General features: G+C 73.5%; 14 protein-coding genes, 1 tRNA gene and 1 pseudogene. 7 read left to right on the top strand and 9 right to left on the bottom strand.

Going from position 1 to position 16,339, the window contains the following annotated elements:
* Positions 1–7: 7 nt before the first annotated feature.
* The 5 genes and pseudogenes from E6P78_RS15070 to E6P78_RS15050 all read right to left on the bottom strand — a co-directional run bounded on the left by E6P78_RS15070 (position 8) and on the right by E6P78_RS15050 (position 5,077).
* On the bottom strand, positions 8–943 hold the full coding sequence (locus E6P78_RS15070) for a pseudouridine synthase (protein WP_136204080.1): 936 nt from the start codon (positions 941–943) through the stop codon (positions 8–10).
* Between the two features lie 85 nt (positions 944–1,028).
* A complete protein-coding gene (locus E6P78_RS15065) occupies positions 1,029–2,330 on the bottom strand; it encodes a hypothetical protein (RefSeq protein ID WP_136204079.1) in 1,302 nt (433 codons plus the stop codon).
* Positions 2,327–3,406 (bottom strand): hypothetical protein, encoded by a 1,080-nt coding sequence (locus tag E6P78_RS15060; RefSeq protein WP_136204078.1) that lies wholly within the window; start codon positions 3,404–3,406, stop codon positions 2,327–2,329. The genes E6P78_RS15065 and E6P78_RS15060 overlap by 4 nt, the downstream gene beginning before the upstream one ends.
* Before the next feature lie 151 nt (positions 3,407–3,557).
* Positions 3,558–4,839, bottom strand: a pseudogene (locus tag E6P78_RS15055) (sugar-binding domain-containing protein).
* Positions 4,840–4,989: 150 nt separating this feature from the next.
* Positions 4,990–5,077, bottom strand: a tRNA-Leu gene (locus tag E6P78_RS15050).
* A gap of 183 nt (positions 5,078–5,260) precedes the next feature.
* On the opposite strand from E6P78_RS15050, the gene E6P78_RS15045 reads away from it, so the two are divergent.
* The 3 genes from E6P78_RS15045 to E6P78_RS15035 all read left to right on the top strand — a co-directional run bounded on the left by E6P78_RS15045 (position 5,261) and on the right by E6P78_RS15035 (position 7,904).
* Positions 5,261–6,595 (top strand): M20/M25/M40 family metallo-hydrolase, encoded by a 1,335-nt coding sequence (locus tag E6P78_RS15045; protein WP_136204077.1) that lies wholly within the window; start codon positions 5,261–5,263, stop codon positions 6,593–6,595.
* Between the two features lie 143 nt (positions 6,596–6,738).
* Entirely contained in the window at positions 6,739–6,972 is a 234-nt protein-coding gene (gene chpH, locus E6P78_RS15040; RefSeq protein WP_136204076.1) for a chaplin ChpH, read from the top strand.
* 137 nt (positions 6,973–7,109) lie between these two features.
* Entirely contained in the window at positions 7,110–7,904 is a 795-nt protein-coding gene (locus tag E6P78_RS15035; protein WP_136204075.1) for a chaplin, read from the top strand.
* Between the two features lie 106 nt (positions 7,905–8,010).
* Here the strand turns inward: E6P78_RS15035 and E6P78_RS15030 are convergent, their stop codons facing one another.
* Complete coding sequence (locus tag E6P78_RS15030; RefSeq protein WP_018103708.1) at positions 8,011–8,199, bottom strand: DUF5703 family protein; 189 nt, start codon at positions 8,197–8,199, stop codon at positions 8,011–8,013.
* Between the two features lie 47 nt (positions 8,200–8,246).
* On the opposite strand from E6P78_RS15030, the gene E6P78_RS15025 reads away from it, so the two are divergent.
* Entirely contained in the window at positions 8,247–8,906 is a 660-nt protein-coding gene (locus E6P78_RS15025; RefSeq protein WP_136204074.1) for a hypothetical protein, read from the top strand.
* Between the two features lie 67 nt (positions 8,907–8,973).
* Here E6P78_RS15025 and E6P78_RS15020 read toward each other — a convergent pair whose 3' ends face one another.
* Positions 8,974–11,280 (bottom strand): ATP-dependent RecD-like DNA helicase, encoded by a 2,307-nt coding sequence (locus E6P78_RS15020; RefSeq protein ID WP_136204073.1) that lies wholly within the window; start codon positions 11,278–11,280, stop codon positions 8,974–8,976.
* A complete protein-coding gene (locus tag E6P78_RS15015) occupies positions 11,277–12,260 on the bottom strand; it encodes an aldo/keto reductase (RefSeq protein WP_136204072.1) in 984 nt (327 codons plus the stop codon). The genes E6P78_RS15020 and E6P78_RS15015 overlap by 4 nt, the downstream gene beginning before the upstream one ends.
* 141 nt (positions 12,261–12,401) lie before the next feature.
* On the opposite strand from E6P78_RS15015, the gene E6P78_RS15010 reads away from it, so the two are divergent.
* Together E6P78_RS15010 and E6P78_RS15005 are read left to right on the top strand one after the other, a co-directional pair.
* On the top strand, positions 12,402–13,451 hold the full coding sequence (locus E6P78_RS15010; protein ID WP_136204071.1) for an LLM class F420-dependent oxidoreductase: 1,050 nt from the start codon (positions 12,402–12,404) through the stop codon (positions 13,449–13,451).
* Positions 13,452–13,719: 268 nt separating this feature from the next.
* Entirely contained in the window at positions 13,720–14,508 is a 789-nt protein-coding gene (locus E6P78_RS15005; protein ID WP_136204144.1) for a ferritin-like domain-containing protein, read from the top strand.
* Between the two features lie 12 nt (positions 14,509–14,520).
* Here the strand turns inward: E6P78_RS15005 and corA are convergent, their stop codons facing one another.
* On the bottom strand, positions 14,521–15,516 hold the full coding sequence (gene corA / locus E6P78_RS15000) for a magnesium/cobalt transporter CorA (RefSeq protein ID WP_136204070.1): 996 nt from the start codon (positions 15,514–15,516) through the stop codon (positions 14,521–14,523).
* Positions 15,517–15,602: 86 nt separating this feature from the next.
* Between corA and E6P78_RS14995 the strand changes: the two genes are divergently transcribed.
* Complete coding sequence (locus E6P78_RS14995; protein WP_136204069.1) at positions 15,603–16,301, top strand: histidine phosphatase family protein; 699 nt, start codon at positions 15,603–15,605, stop codon at positions 16,299–16,301.
* Positions 16,302–16,339: the final 38 nt, after the last annotated feature.

Below are 16,339 nucleotides of genomic sequence, written 5' to 3'. Positions count from 1 at the left end.
CGGCCGCTCAGCCCCGAGGCCATGCGGAGAGCCGCAGCCCGCTCTCGAAGCGGTGCGGCTCTCCCGTGACCGGATCGGTGAACTCCAGCACCCGGGCCAGGAGTTGCAGCGGACGCGAGAAGTCCTCGGGTGCGCCGTCCGGCAGGACCACGGGGTAGAGCGGGTCGTGGACGAGCGGCAGGCCCAGGCCTTTCATATGGACCCGCAGCTGGTGCGTGCGCCCGGTCGCGGGCAGCAGCCGGTAGCGCCCAAGACCCTCCCGGTGCCCCAGCAGCTCGATCCGGCTCTCGCTGTTCGGCTCGCCGGGCTCCTCGCGGGCGGCGAGCACCCCGCGCTCCTTCACGATGCGGCTGCGCACGGTACGCGGCAGGGCAAGACCGGGAGCGTACGGCGCCACCGCCTCGTACTCCTTGCGCACCAGCCGGTCCCGGAACAGCGTCTGGTACGCGCCCCGCTCCCGGGGCCGCACCACGAACAGCACCAGGCCGGCGGTCAGCCGGTCCAGCCGGTGCGCGGGCTGGAGCAGCGGCAGGTCCAGATCGCGGCGGAGCCGGGCCACGGCCGTCTCGGTGATGTGCCGGCCGCGCGGTGTCGTCGCCAGGAAGTGCGGCTTGTCCGCGACGACCAGGTGCTCGTCCCGGTACACCACCCCGACCGGGAACGGCACCGGCTCCTCCGGGGCGAAATCCCGGTGGAACCACAGGTACCGGCCCGCCGCGTACGGCTCGTCGCCGGAGACCGGGCCCGCCGTCGACACGATCCGGCCCCCGGCGAGCAGCGCCTCGACCCGGTCGGCGCCGATCGCCCCGGCGAACCGGGCCAGCAGATGACCGCGGACCGTCGCCCACCGCCCGTCCGGGTCCTCGGGGAGCCGCACCCGGACCGGGTCGACGCCGTCGCGCTGGGGGAGCGGCGACGGCGGCGGCTTCGCCCTGCCCCTCACCTGGGGCCCCCGCCCGGCACCGGCAAGCTGGTTCTCATGGTGCCGGGCATCCTTTCACGACCCCGGACGCGCCGCCGCGCGGGCGTCAGGCCTGGGGGAACGTCAGCTTCAGCGGACCGCAGCCGATCCGCTCGGCCTCCGCCGCCGCGTAGTCCGGCAGCAGGTCACGGGTGAGCGTGAAGCCGGTCTCTCTCGTCGGGCGCAGCTGCTCCACGACGAACACCACCGGGCCGGTCTGGCAGACCGCGTTGTACACGGCCCGGTTCCCGCCGATCCGGCCGTAGCCGACGGTGCCCTTGACGGGTGCGCCGGACCGCAGCGCGTCCCACGAGTAGATCTCCGTGAGTGCCGGGTCCACCACCGTCGTCAGCCGCACGGAGACCTCGTCGAAACTGGTCCCCGCCTCACAGACCCGGGCCGGTCCGCCCTCGCCGCCGACGCGGCTCTGCTTCAGGTCCTTGCGGTACGCCTGGGGGACGGCGAAGCCCTTGATGCCGCAGAAGGCGGTCGCCTCCGTGTCCTTCCAGGTCACCGGCGCGGGCAGGGCGCGCGGCTCCTCGTACGTGCCGGTGCAGCCGAAGGACTTGATGACGCCGTTGGCCGCGTCCACGAGGGCGCCGGTCAGGGCGTTGCGGTCCCGCACGGTGTACTCGCGGGAGGCCTCGAAGCCCGCCCGGCCCATGCCGATATCCACCACGGTGGGCCCGGTGAACTCCTGGCGTCCCGTGCAGGCCTGCGGCAGTGCGATCCAGGCGCGCGTGGAGGACGCCATGCCGGGCAGCCCATCACCGAGCCAGACCATGCCGGGGGAGAGGAACTCGCTCGGCCAGCTCTGCGAGTCGGAGCCCCGCAGGCCGTCGAGCCGGCGCACGTTCAGGGTCACCTGGCGGCGGGCCCGGTCGCCCTCGTAACCCGTGATGCGGCACTGGCCGTACGACAGGCCCTCGTTCATCGGGTCGGTGCGCAGCGACTGCTCCTCGACCTCGGTCCTGCGGTCACCGAACAGCGAGTCCATGGAGCCGCTACTGAGCGAGTCCCAGCAGGGCGCGGGCCCGAGCAGCGGAAGCGTGTCCGTGCGCCAGGCCACCGCGCCGGCCCCCACGAGCGCCCCGGCAAGAGCTGCCGCGGTGACCGCCCGGGCGGTACGGCTGCGCACCAGACGGCGGACGAACGAGGGCCGCGGGCCCTCGGGCACGGGGGCCGCGGTGTCGTCGTCGGGAGCGGCGGGGCTCTCCGGGGCGGCGGGGCTCCCGGGGGCGGCGGAGCCCTCCGGGGCGGCAGGGCTCCCGGGGGCGGCGGCCGGTGCCCCGGTCCCGTCTCCGGTGTCCGTCACGGGCTTCTCCTCGTGCCTGCGCTCGTTCCTCTCCTCGTGCGTCTCCTCGTTCACGCGTCCTCACCGCTCCCGCTCTCGTTCCCGCACCCGATGCGCTTGCCCACGGACTCGACGAAGCGGTCGAACACCCGCTGGTCGTCGGGGAGGCCCCGGCCCTTGAGGCCCGTCTCCACATGCCCGTAGAACACGGTCGGCCGGTTGTCGCAGCGCCGGCGCACCAGGCCCTCGGCGGAGCCCTCCGGCAGCCCCTGGAACAGGTCGACCATCCGGTGCCGGTTCGTCATCACGTACTGCGCGGACGGCTCGTCGGGCATCCGCAGGGTCTTCCACACCACCGAACACGTCTGGAGCCGGTCGGTGACCGCACCGACCTGCTGGTAATAGCGCGAGCCCTCGCCGAAGTCGAAGGTGACGCCCGAAATCCGGCACAGCGGGGAGCGCGCCCTCTCGTCGCTCTCGGCCACCGTCACCATCGGGGCGCTCGTGCGCAGAGGGTGTGCGGATGCACACCCGGCCTTCTCCATACCGGTGTTGGCGGCATCGAGCAGCATCCGGCCGACAGCGGGCCGGGTGCCGATCGAGAAGGGCATGGCGACCTTGCCGAGATGGCCGTCGCCCACGCTCTCGCTGTGGATCGTCACCACGGTCGGCAGGCCGCCCTTGTCGCAGGTCGACGGCAGCACCAGCATCCCCCGGTCGGCGGCGACCAGCCCGTCGAGCCCGTCCGGCAGGGGGGAGGCAGAGCCGTGGAAGTACTGGGCCAGCCAGGCCCGGCGCTCCTTGGCCCCCGCGGGGGGCGGGCCGTACTCCAGGGTCACCGACTCCTTGAAGGTCAGCGGCTCGTCGGAGTCGTCGTCCTCGATCTCGGACGTCACGTACACCGTGCACGTACCCTGCGGGTGGGCGGCCGAGGGCGCCGCCGTCTCGGTGGACCCGCGTTCGGAGCCGGACTTGCCGAGCGCTCCCTCGCCGAGGAAGGACGCACCGCTGTTCTGCTTCCACGCACCCCAGCAGTAGCTGTCACGGAAGGGCCAGCTGTCCGTCGCCCACAGGCCGATGCCGGTCGCGAGCACCGCGCCGGCCACCACCCCGGCGACGATCGTGGTCCGTCGCCTGCGGCCGCTGCCCATCGTATTCCCCCTTGCGAAGAAGCGAAGATCGCACAAAACGCCGATGCTACGACGTCACCGATCACGCGGGGGAAGGGGGTCGCGGGCCCAACTCGTCACAGAGTGCTCTCCGTTACCGATTCCGTACGGTGCCGGGCCCGCCCCTGGAGCGTCAGCCCAGCGGCGAGAACACGAAGGAGAACTCCGCCGGCGCCGCGTCCAGCCGGTACACGGGCAGCACGCCCGGCCCGCACGACTGGTCTGGAGCGCGTCCACCCCCCGGACCCACTGCCCGAGCATCGCGGCCGCGCGCGTGTCCGGGTACGCCTCGCCCGGCCCGCCGCCGAACCAGCGCACCCCGCCGTACGCCCGGGGCAGCGCGAACCGGACGCCGAGCCGGGGCAGCGGCACCCGCCAGTCGCCCTCCGGCATCACGGACACCGTCAGCCCGAGCCGGTCCCCGGCGGTCGTCCACCGGTACACGGTGCGCAGCCCCACGTCCCGGCCGGCGCCACCCTGGTGCGTACGGTCAGCGCGCCCGCGCCCGCGTCCACCGCGTCGACGCGGTGGCGCATCCGGTGCAGGCCCCACTCCCGCCGGAGCAGCCCGTACCGCTCGTCCGGCTGCCACGAGGCCCCGTTGTCGTTGTCGGTGGGCGCCCGCCACACATCCAGCCGCAGCCCCTCCACCGCGTACAGCCGGGGCGTCTCGGCGGTCCACGGCTCGACCGGCAGCGTCACCGCCTCGCCCGTCGCGATGTCGACACCCAGCTCGGGCACCAGGACCCGCCCCTCGGCGCCCTCGCACTCGACGCGCAGCGTCCCGGAGCGTCGCGGTGGCCGTACCCGGCGTGCACGAAGAAGTCGCGGGGTGCGCCGGGCGGGCGGTGCAGCAGCGTCACGTCACGGAAGATGCCGGGCAGCCACCACTGGTCCCGGTCCTCCAGACAGCTGCCGGACGACCAGGCGCGGGCCCACGGCGAACTCGTGCGGCAGCCGCGAGCCCTTGAAATCGCCCAGTTCCACACCGTTGAGCCAGACCCGCGCGCACGACTCCACCCCGTCGAACCGCAGGACGGTCTCCCCCTCGTCCGGCCACCCGGCGGGCAGCTCGAAGGTCCGCAGATGGTCGCCGGTCGGGTTCTCGGACGGCACGCGCGGCGGATCGACCGGGAAGGGATAGACGACGTTGGTGTACGCGGGCGCCCCGCCGGCGCCCTGGAGCACCCAGTGCCCGGGCACGGCGACCGACGGCCAGGCCGACGCGTCGAACTCCGGCCGCGCGAACGACGCGTCCTCGCTGTCGGCGCCCGGCGAGTGGCGGAAGGCCCACCGGCCGTTGAGGGACAGCCGCCGGGCGTCGGACGCCGCGTACCAGGAACGCGGCGCCAGAGTGCCGGTGCCGGGGGCCGGATTCTCGTACCAGGTCAGCGAGTCGGTGTCGTTGCGGCTCATGGCACTCCTCGGTCGGCTACACCCTCTCCGCGAGCACGCTGGTCAGCGGCGAAACGCTTCATCACGGGGCTTCCGGCGAGACCGGCCGCGGGAGGAGGGGCCGTACAACGACACATCCCCACGGTTCGTGAAGAACCGTGGGGATGTGAGTGGTGTCCGAGGGGGGACTTGAACCCCCACGCCCGATAAAGGGCACTAGCACCTCAAGCTAGCGCGTCTGCCATTCCGCCACCCGGACAAGGTGTCTGTCTCGCGGGCCCGGCCCGTTCCGACGTGGAAAACCATAGCAAACATTGGAGGGTGCTCGATCACGCCCGGGTCGGTGTGAAGGGCGCATGACGGGGCGCGGGGGGCCTTGGGTGTGCGGGCGGGGCGCGGGAGGATGAGGGGGAGCACCACAGCGACAGTGGAAGGAACCAGCGTGAGCGAGACCAATGCGGCCCGGACCGGCTCGGGTGAGACCGCCGAGAACGAGGTGGTGGACCTCTGTCGTGACCTGATCCGGATCGACACCAGCAACTACGGGGACCACTCGGGGCCCGGGGAGCGGGCGGCCGCCGAGTACGTGGCCGAGAAGCTCGCGGAGGTCGGGCTCGAACCGAAGATCTTCGAGTCCCACAAGGGCCGGGCCTCGACCGTGGCGCGGATCGAGGGCGAGGACCCGTCCCGGCCGGCCCTGCTGATCCACGGCCACACCGACGTCGTCCCGGCGAACGCCCGCGACTGGACGCACCACCCCTTCTCCGGCGAGATCGCGGACGACTGCGTGTGGGGCCGGGGCGCGGTCGACATGAAGGACATGGACGCGATGACCCTGGCGGTCGTGCGCGAGCGCATGCGCAGCGGCCGCAAGCCCCCGCGCGACATCGTGCTGGCCTTCCTCGCGGACGAGGAGGCGGGCGGCACGTACGGGGCCCGCTACCTCGTGGACAAGCACCCGGACCTGTTCGACGGCGTCAGCGAGGCCATCGGCGAGGTCGGCGGCTTCTCGTTCACGGTCAACGAGAACCTGCGGCTCTACCTGGTGGAGACGGCCCAGAAGGGCATGCACTGGATGCGCCTGACCGTGGACGGCACGGCCGGCCACGGCTCCATGACCAACGACGACAACGCGATCACCGAGCTGTGCGAGGCGGTCGGGCGGCTCGGCCGGCACACGTGGCCGGTGCGGGTGACCAAGACGGTGCGCTCCTTCCTGGACGAGCTGTCGGACGCGCTCGGCACTCCGCTGGACCCGGAGGACATGGACGCCACGCTCGCCAAGCTCGGCGGCATCGCCAAGATGATCGGCGCCACCCTGCGCAACTCCGCCGCTCCCACCATGCTCGGCGCCGGCTACAAGGTGAACGTCATCCCCGGACAGGCCACCGCCCACGTCGACGGCCGCTTCCTGCCGGGGTACGAGGAGGAGTTCCTGGCCGACCTCGACCGCATCCTCGGCCCGCGCGTCCGGCGCGAGGACGTGCACGGCGACAAGGCGCTGGAGACGGACTTCGACGGCTCGCTCGTGGACGCCATGCAGACGGCGCTCAAGGCGGAGGACCCGATCGCCCGCGCGGTCCCGTACATGCTCTCCGGCGGTACGGACGCCAAGTCGTTCGACGACCTGGGCATCCGCTGCTTCGGATTCGCCCCGCTGAAGCTTCCGCCGGAGCTCGATTTCGCGGGCATGTTCCACGGCGTGGACGAGCGGGTTCCGGTCGAGGGCCTGAAATTCGGTGCGCGGGTCCTGGACCGTTTCATCGACCACAGCTGACGCGCCACGACGGAAATCGCCAGGGTGTGCGTATATAACCGGAACGAGTGAATGGAGCGTTCTACTCGTAGCCCCGTTACTTCCTCCTCGTTACAGGTGATGCGGTCCGCGGCTGGGACCGCATTTGCCAACTAGGAGGAATAATGATCAAGAAGATCGTCGCCGCTGCGGCTGTCACCGGTGGTCTGGTGCTCGCGGGTGCCGGCATGGCCGTCGCCGACTCGGGCGCCCAGGGTGCCGCCATCGGCAGCCCCGGCGTGCTCTCGGGCAACGTCGTCCAGGTTCCCGTGCACGTCCCCGTGAACGTGTGCGGCAACACGATCGACGTCATCGGTCTGCTGAACCCCGCCTTCGGGAACGTCTGCGTCAACGGCTGACGTCGTGCGTCAACCCGTAAGGGTTTGAGCCCGCTCGGCCCCGGAGCGCACTCCATGCGCCCCGGGGCCGTCGGGTCCTTTGCCTCCGCACAGTCGAGTCCGGGGGTACTCCGGAAGGTAGAAGGCAGGAAACACCTATGCGACAGGTCACGCGTAAAGGCCTGATCACCATGGCGGCCGCGGGCGGCGTTCTCGCGCTCAGCGGTGGCTACGCGCACGCCGACGCGGGAGCGGTCGGCGGCGCATCGAATTCCCCGGGGGTGCTTTCAGGGAATTCGGTACAGATTCCGGTCAACGTGCCGGTCAACGTGTGTGGCAACACGGTCGACGTCGTCGGACTGCTCAACCCGGCCGCGGGCAACGCCTGCGCCAACGGTTCGGGCGGCGCGTCCGCCGGCCAGCACGGCTCCAGCGCGGGCACGTCCGGCACCCACACCGGCGGCAGCCACGCCGGAGGCAGCCACGCCGGAGGCAGTCAGAGCTCGCACGAGAGCGGCCAGACGGGCAGCGGGAAGCACCGGGGCGCCCGCGGCGACAGCGGGGGCGGGGCCACCGCCCAGGGACACACGCAGGGATCACCCGGTCTGCTCTCGGGCAACCTGATCCAGGCGCCCATCGACATTCCCGTGAACGCCTGCGGCAACAGCATCGACGTCGTCGGCCTGCTGAACCCCGCGATGGGCAACACGTGCGAGAACGAGAGCACGCCGCCGGTCGACGTTCCGGAGCCCCCGGTCCGCCAGGTGACCCCGCCGGCGCCGCCCACCGTCCCCAACGCGCCCGAGCCGCAGACCGTGCCCGACGACACGGACGTCCCGCAGCTCGCCCACACCGGTGCGGGCGGGCTCGACCTGCTCATCCCGGCGAGCGCGGGCCTGCTCCTCGCGGGCGCGGGCACGGTGCTCTACCGCCGCGCGAAGGCCGCCGCCTGACGGCAGCGCCCTCACCGGCGGAGCACGACGAAGTGAGTGGACGGGCCCCGCGAGCAGCGGGGCCCGTTCCACGTGTTTCGGACGGCCTACGGCCGGTCCACGGGTCTCACCAGGTGGCCCGCAGCTGACGGATGATCCGGCGGCGCAGCCGCACGCGGCGGCTGCCGTCCCGGCGCAGCGTCAGGCGGTCCAGCTCCCAGTGCCCGTACTCGGCATGGTCGGTCAACAGGCGGGCCGTGTCCTTCCGGGACACCCCGCGCGGCACGTACACGTCGACAAATTCGTATTCCGGCATCGAATCTATTGTGCGGGCAGAGCCCCGGTACGGATAGCGTCTGCCCCATGTCTGATGCTGCGCAGCCCACCGCTGCCGAGGTACGCGCCGCCGCCGATGCGGTCAAAGCCGCGATCGACCACCACCTCGAGGCGGTCGAACGCCGGTCGGGGGACGAGGACCCAGCTGTCTACGACGCGTTCAACGCACTGGCCGCCGCGGCCGAGGTCTACGACGAACTCCTCTACGACCGCCACGACGAGGTCACCCCCTTCGAGATCCCGGGCGCGCAGGACTCCCTGCCGCCCTACAACGGCCCCGAGGAGCCGCACGCGCTGAGCGTGCTGATCCGCCGCGACTACGCGGTGGTGGAGCCCCAGCGGCTGCTCGCACAGGCACAGCGCCTCGCCGACGTCGACCCGGACGCCCGGGCCGGCGGGGGCGCGGCGGTGGTCGGCGGCAGCGTCCACGCGGCGCTGGGGGTGCTCTTCGGGGAGTACGAGGCGGACGAGATCGCCTCCCGGCACACGGAGTTCGGCCTGGAGGAGGGCGACTCCACCCTCTGGGTCGCGGCGGCGGAGGAGCTGCCGGAACCGGGGGAGTGGCTGGACGCCCCGTTCGACGACGCGGACCCGCAGCTGGTGGTCTGCCGCTTCGACGTCAGCGCCGTGTTCGACGAGGACGAACCCGACGAGGGGGAGGACGGACCGGCGCACAACATCGGCTGACCGCCGGCGGGAAGCGACCCGGAGGCCCTGCGGACGCCCGGTGCGTCCGCGGGGCCTCCCTTGCGTGTCACTGCTCCTGCTGCGGCTGCGAGGCCTCCAGCAGCGTGCGCAGGCGGGTGGTGCGCTCCTGGGCCGTGACCTCGGCCACCGCGCGCGGCAGGGCCTGATCGACGCCGTGCACCACGGACAGGTGCCGCTCGCCCCGGCCGAACGCGGTGTAGACCCATGGCCGGCTCAGCCCGCCCGCCGCGTCCCCCGGCAGCACGACGACCGCGGCGGGCCACCGCGTCCCGGCCGCCTGATGGGCACTGAGCGCCCACGCGTGGCGCACGCAGGCCGCCACCCGCTCCTGCGGTACGACGACCGGGGTCCCCGCACAGTCCAGGTGCAGGCCCTCGGCGTCCGCCGACACGACCACGCCGGGCACCGTCCGCCCCGGGGCCGGGACATGGGCGACCCGGTCGCCCGGGTCGAAGCCGCCGAAGCGCCCGGGGCCCGGGTTGAGCCGCTGCTTGAGCGCTTCGTTCAACGCCCGGGTGCCCGCCGAACCGCCGTGGCCGACCGTGATGACCTGGGTGTCGCCGGAGGGCACCCCGATGGCACGCGGCACCGAGTCGGCGACCAGCTGCACCGTACGGTGCACCGCCTCGCCCGCGTCCCGCACGGGGACGATGACGACCTCCTTGCCCGGGGCCTCCACCTGGTTCAGCTCGCCGATGCCGATGCCCGAGACCAGCTCGCCGATCGGGCCGGCGTCCGGGGTGCGGGAGACGACGCGGGGACAGGCGCGGGCGGCCAGCACATCGGCGAACACCTGCCCCGCGCCCGCCGAGCCCAGCACGCCCGGGTCGCCGCTGAGCACCAGCCGGACGCCGTCGGCCAGGGACTCCACCAGCATCGCGCCGGTCTCGACGTCCAGTTGGGGCGCGTCCAGCACGACGAGCAGGTCGACGGCGAGCGCCCCCTCCTCGTCCCGCCCCGGGCCCTCGGCGCCCGACAGCAGCCCCGCGAGCGTGACCGCGGACTCCGCGTCGCCCGTCTCCGCCGCCAGCCGCTGCCTGCCGTGCACGCTGTGCGCGGCGCCCAGGGCCCGCAGGCCGAGGCCGCGCGCGGCGGCGATCAGCGCGGCGGGTTCGGCCCGCGCCGCCTCGCCGCCCGTGTGCGCGACGAGCCCGTGGGCGCCGGCCACGCGGATCAGCTCGGCGGCCGACGGAGAGGGTGCGGCGGAGGCCGCCCGCGACCAGTCCGCGTCCTTCTCGCAGGCGTTGACCAGGCGGGCCAGCCCGTCGGCGAGGCTCTCCTCGGCCAGTGCGTACCGGTCGAGACCCAGGAGCACCCGCACCGGCTCCGCCGCCTCACCGGTGGCGGTGTGGTCGTCGGCCGTCCCACCGGTCTCCTCGCCGGCCTCCTCACCCTCCGGACCGTCCTGGAAGACCAGCACGACGCCCTTCGCGATCGCGTGCTGGACGGCCGCTTCGGGGTCGCTCACGCCACGGCCGGCGAGGGCCGTGCGCACCTGGTCCGCGTCCAGCGCGGTGTGGCCCCGGAGCGCGGCGCGCTCCAGCAGCCAGCCGGTCAGGGCCGCGGTGCGCCGCTCGTCGTCGGGGCCGCAGTCGGCGCCGAGCAGTGCCCGGGCGAAGCCGTCGGCCTGCTCGGGCCCTACGCCGGGCAGCGCGAGCAGCTGCCAGGGGTCCTCGCGCAGGACCTCGGCGGCCCGGTCCCCGAGCAGGGCCGCCGCGGGCTCCGCCAGGGCCCCGGGGGCGCCGCCCCCGGACAGGACGGCTGCCACGGAGGCGACGGCCTCGGGCGGGGCGGCCCGGGGCGCCGGGGCGGGCTCGGGGGGCCGTTCGCGTACCGGGGGCGGGGTGGGCGCGGCGCGGCGGGCGGGGGCCGGGGCGGGGGAGTCGAAGAAGGCGGTGGCGGGCTTCGCGCCGCTCTCCACCGCCCGGACGGCCGCCAGCAGATCGGCCGCCGTGCCGCTCAGCTTCGCGCCGGCGTCGATGGGGGCCTCCTTCTCGGCCTTGCGCTTCTCGATCCGCTCGCGCAGTTCGCGCTGGGCGGCGAGCTCGGCCTCGGCCTCGGAGAGCGCGGGAGCGTCGCCCGCCTCGCCCTGGGCGGCGCCGGCGTCCGCGCCTGTGCCCTGCGTATCCGCGCCTGCGCCCTCCGCGTCCGGGCTCTGTACGTCCGCGCCTTCCCCGCCTGCGACCTCCGCGCCCGTGTCCGCGCCCTCCGCGCCGCCTGCGTTCCCGTTCGGGGCGCCGTCGGGCTCGGCGGCGGGTGCGGGCTCGGCGGCGGGCTCGTCCGGGACGGCGGCGGCGCCGTCCTCGTCGGTGGCCGAGGGGCCGGGGGTTTCCCCCCGGGGAAGCGCAGTCACAGCGTGCTCCAGTCCTGGTCGGGATAGCGGTGCACGGGCGCCGACACGTCGTCGAGCGCCTGGCAGATCTCGTCAGGAAGACTAAGCGCCTCCACTGACAACGCCTCCGTCAGCTGCCGCGCGTTGCGCGCGCCGACGATCGGCGCCGCCACCCCGGGCCGGTCCCTGACCCAGGCGAGGGCCACCTGGAGCGCCGTCGTGGCCAGTCCCTCGGCCGCCGTCGCCACGGCGTCCACGACGCGGCGCGCCGCGTCGTCGAGATAGGGCTCGACGAAGGGCGCCAGCAGTTCGGAGGCGCCGCGCGAGTCGGCCGGTGTCCCGGATCGGTACTTGCCCGTCAGCACGCCCCGGCCCAGCGGCGACGAGGGCAGCAGCCCCACACCGAGGTCGAGCGCGGCGGGCAGCACCTCGCGCTCGATGCCCCGCTGCAGCAGCGAGTACTCCATCTGCGTACTGGCCAGCCGGGTCCGCGCCCCGGGCCCGGCGAGCTGCCAGGTCGCGGCCTTCGCCAGCTGCCAGCCGCAGAAGCCGGACACCCCGGCGTAGCGGGCGCGCCCCGACGACACCGCCAGGTCCAGGGCCTGGAGCGTCTCCTCCAGCGGGGTCACCGGGTCGAAGGCGTGCAGCTGCCACAGGTCCACGTAGTCGGTGCCGAGGCGGTTCAGCGAGGCGTCGAGGGCCGCCAGCAGATGGCCGCGCGAGCCGTCGACCCTGCGGTACGCGTCGGCCACGCTGCCCGCCTTGGTCGCGATGACCAGGTCGCGCCGGGGCACCAGCCCCTCGACGAGCCGCCCGAGCAGGTACTCGGCCTCGCCGCCGCCGTACACGTCGGCGGTGTCGACCAGGGTGCCGCCCGCCTCCCAGAACACCTTCAGCTGCTCGGCAGCGTCGTGCTCGTCGGTGTCCCGGCCCCAGGTGAGGGTGCCGAGCCCGATCCGGGACACTCGTAGGCCGGTGCGGCCGAGATGCCTCTGCTCCATGGGCGCCGAGATTACTGGCCGCGCCTCCCGCGCGTCGCAGGCCTGTGGACAACCGGGCCCGGGGTGGCCCCTGCCGGATCGCACGGCCGCGCGCTAGAGTCCGGAGCTCAGGGACGTTACTGATCAGTAAGGGGTTCGGCTATGCGGCTCGGCATCAATCTCGGTTACTGGGGCGCGGGGATGGACGGGGACAACCTCGCCGTCGCGCAGGAGGCCGACCGGCTCGGCTACGACGTCTGCTGGGCGGCCGAGGCCTACGGCTCCGACGCGCCGACCGTGCTGGCCTGGGTGGCCGCGCAGACCGAGTCCATCGACGTCGGCTCCGCGATCATGCAGATCCCGGCGCGCCAGCCCGCCATGGCGGCGATGACCGCGGCCACGCTCGACTCCCTGTCCGGCGGCCGGTTCCGCCTCGGCCTCGGCGTGTCCGGCCCGCAGGTCTCCGAGGGCTGGTACGGCGTCAGGTTCGACAAGCCGCTGGCCCGCACCCGGGAGTACGTCGACATCGTCCGCAAGGCGATGACCCGCGAGCGGCTGTCGTACGAGGGGCAGCACTGGACGCTCCCGCTGCCGGACGGGCCGGGCAAGCCGCTCAAGCTGACCGTGCACCCGCAGCGCGAGCACATCCCGCTCTACATCGCCGCGATCGGCCCGAAGAACCTGGAGCAGACCGGCGAGATCGCCGACGGCGCCCTGTTGATCTTCCCGTCCGCCGAGCACCTGGAGGAGACCGCGGTCAGCCACCTGCGGGCCGGCCGGGAGAAGGCGGGCGAGACCATGGAGGGCTTCGACGTCTGCCCGACCGTGCCGCTCGCCGTCGGTGACGACATCAACGGCCTCGCCGACATGTTCCGCCCCTACACCGCGCTGTACGTCGGCGGCATGGGCAGCCCGAAGCAGAACTTCTACAACCGGCTCGCCCAGCGCATGGGGTACGAGAAGGAGGCCGCCGAGATCCAGGAGAAGTACCTCTCCGGCGACAAGAGCGGCGCGGCCGCCGCCGTCCCGCACCAGCTGATCGACCAGACCACGCTGCTGGGATCGGTGGAGCGCATCGCCGAGCGCATGCAGGCCTACGCGGAGGTGGGCGTCACCACGCTGACCCTGGCGCCGGCCGGCTTCACCCTCGACGAGCGGATCGCCGCGCTGCGGGCCGGAACGGACGCCCTGGAGCGCGCCGGGCTCGCGTAGGGGTCGCGTAGGGGTCGGGGGCCGCGCCAAGGGGGAGGCGGCACTACGGCCGTGGTGGGGGCTCGGGGGCCTCCCCGCCACGGCCGTCACGCGGAACAACGCGGGCGCGGCGGCCGGGTTACGGGTTCGTGCAAAAACGGTTCGTCGATGCTGTCCCGCCGGCACCCGGGCGGCGCTCGTTCGGCGCAGCCACGGGGCGCTCCTGTTGCCCGCCGGGGCCGGGCGCATTTGACTGGCGCTCGGCGACGCCGGCACGGAGGTGGCAGTGATGCTCTCGGCAAAGAACCTGTTCCAGGAGATCCTCGACAACGACGAGTCGTTCCGGCTGTTCTGCTCCATCGCCGCCAGCGGGGAGTCCCAGGGAGGCTGGGAGAACGGGCGCATCGCGGCCCTCGTGCCCCTGAGCCAGCGCCCCCTCGCCCCCAAGATCGCCCGGCACGGCGCCGACGAGGACAAGCACGGAAGGATCTTCAACGCCCTGCTCAAGAAGCGCGGCCTGACCCCCGCCGAAGTCCCCCCGGACACCGACTACACCATGCTGCTGGAGCGGCACGGCATCGGTCTCGCGCACGAGCAGCTGGGCCGGGACGAGCCCCTGACCGAACGCGACATCATCACCTACCTGGCCCACAGCCGGGTCACCGAACAGCGCGCGTCCGAGCAGATGCGGCTGCTCAGCAAGTACTTCGCCGACCACCCCGAGCTGGGCCGCGCGGTGCGGATGATCTCGAACGACGAGGACAACCACCTGGCGTACTGCCACGAGGAGCTGCTGCGCTTCGCCCGGGGCGGGCACGGCCGGACGATCCAGCACATCCTGCGCGAGTGCGCGCTCGCCGAGATCCGCGTCTACCGCGACGTCAGCCTCGCCGTGATGGACCACATGGGCCGGGTCCTCGGCTGGTCCCGGGCCAAGGCCGGGCTGCTCGCCGCGGGTGTCCGCGCCGTCTACGCGTACGAGCGCCTGGGCGGGTGGCGCCGCATGGTCAGCCTGGCACCGCCCCAGCGGCGCGACGCGCTGGGCGGGACCGCGGCCGCGGCGCCCGAGTACGCCTGAGCCCGCGGCCCGTCAGAGCCAGCCGCGCCGCTTGAACTGGCGGTACAGGCCGATGACCGCGCCCGCCATGAGCAGCAGCACCGCTGGGTAGGACCCGACCCAGCGCAGCTCCGGCATGTGGTCGAAGTTCATCCCGTAGATCCCCGCGACCATCGTCGGCACCGCGGCCATCGCCGCCCACGCGGAGATCTTGCGCATGTCGTCGTTCTGCCGCACCCCCATCTGCGCGAGGTGCGCGGACAGGATGTCGGACAGCAGCCGGTCCAGCCCCTCCACCTGCTCGTTGGCGCGCGTCAGGTGGTCCTGGACGTCCCGGAAGAACGGCCGCGCGTGCTCCTGGACGAACGGCACCCCGGCGCTCGCCAGCCGGGCCATCGGCGCGACCAGCGGGACCGTCGCCCGGCGGAACTCCAGCACCTGGCGCTTGAAGGTGTAGATGCGGGCCGCGGTGTTCTTGGAGTCGTCGGTGCCGCTCGGCGCGAAGACCTGCGTCTCCAGCTCCTCCAGGTCGACCTGTAGCTCGCCCGCCACGTCTATGTAGTGGTCCACGATCGCGTCGCTGACCGCGTACAGGACGGCCGTCGGCCCGTGCTTGAGCACCTCGGGCTCGGCCTCCAGCCGGCGGCGTACCGCGGCCAGCGGCGCCCCCTCGCCGTGCCGCACCGTCACGACGAACGAGTCGCCTATGAACACCATCAGCTCATGGGTGGTCACCGTGTCGTCGTCGTGGTCGTACAGGACCGGTTTGATCACCGCGAACAGCGAGTCGTCGTACACCTCCAGCTTCGGCCGCTGGTGTGCGGACAGGGCGTCCTCGACGGCCAGCGGGTGCAGGCCGAACTCCTTGTTGACCTGGTCGAACTCCTTCTCCGTGGGCTCGTGCAGGCCGATCCAGAGGAACGCGTCGCCGGCCGCCCGCGCCTGGGCGAGGGCGTCGGAGAAGTCGGCGGGGCCGTCGGTCCGGCGTCCGTCGCGGTAGATGGCGCAGTCAACAATCACGGCGCGCATTCTTCCCTGCCCCGGCTCTCCACGCACGTCGGGCAGGGCGTCGCACGCCCGCCGGGGAGCGCGCGACAGCCCGTACGCTGGAGCCCATGCCCACCCTGATCCTCGTACGCCACGGACGCTCCACCGCCAACACGGCCGGGGTGCTCGCGGGCCGGACCCCCGGTGTCGCGCTCGACGAGCGCGGCGCCCAGCAGGCCGCCGCGCTCCCCGGACGGCTGGCCGCCCTGCCACTCGCCGCCGCCGTCAGCAGCCCGCTTCAGCGCTGCCGGGAGACGCTGGCCCCCCTGCTGGAAGCCCGCCCGGAGCTGCCGCTGCACACCGAGGACCGGATCAGCGAGTGCGACTACGGCGACTGGTCGGGCCGCAAACTCGCGGAGCTCAGCGACGAGCCGCTGATGACCGTGGTCCAGCAGCACCCCTCCGCCGCGGCGTTCCCCGGCGGCGAGTCGATGCGGACGATGCAGGCGCGCGCCGTCGAGGCGGTCCGGGAGTGGAACGCGCGGATCGAGGCGGAGCACGGCGAGAACGCCGTCTACGTCATGTGCTCGCACGGCGACATCATCAAGTCCGTGGTCGCCGACGCGCTCGGCATGCACCTGGACCTCTTCCAGCGCGTCCACGCCGACCCGTGCTCGGTCACCGCGATCCGCTACACCCGGCTGCGCCCCTACCTGCTGCGGCTCGGCGACACCGGCGACCTCGCCGCGCTGGCGCCCCGCGAACCGGGCCCGGACGCCGACGCCGCGCGGGACGCGGCGGTAGGGGGCGGCGCTGGGGCGCCGTGATCGCCGCGCGCAGTAGGGTGGACGCGCCGTAGAACGCT

The organism is Streptomyces sp. A0958 (assembly GCF_004795035.1).
GTDB lineage: Bacteria > Actinomycetota > Actinomycetes > Streptomycetales > Streptomycetaceae > Streptomyces.
Note: the sequence above shows the minus strand (reverse complement) of the source record. Positions and strands in the feature narration are given on the sequence as shown.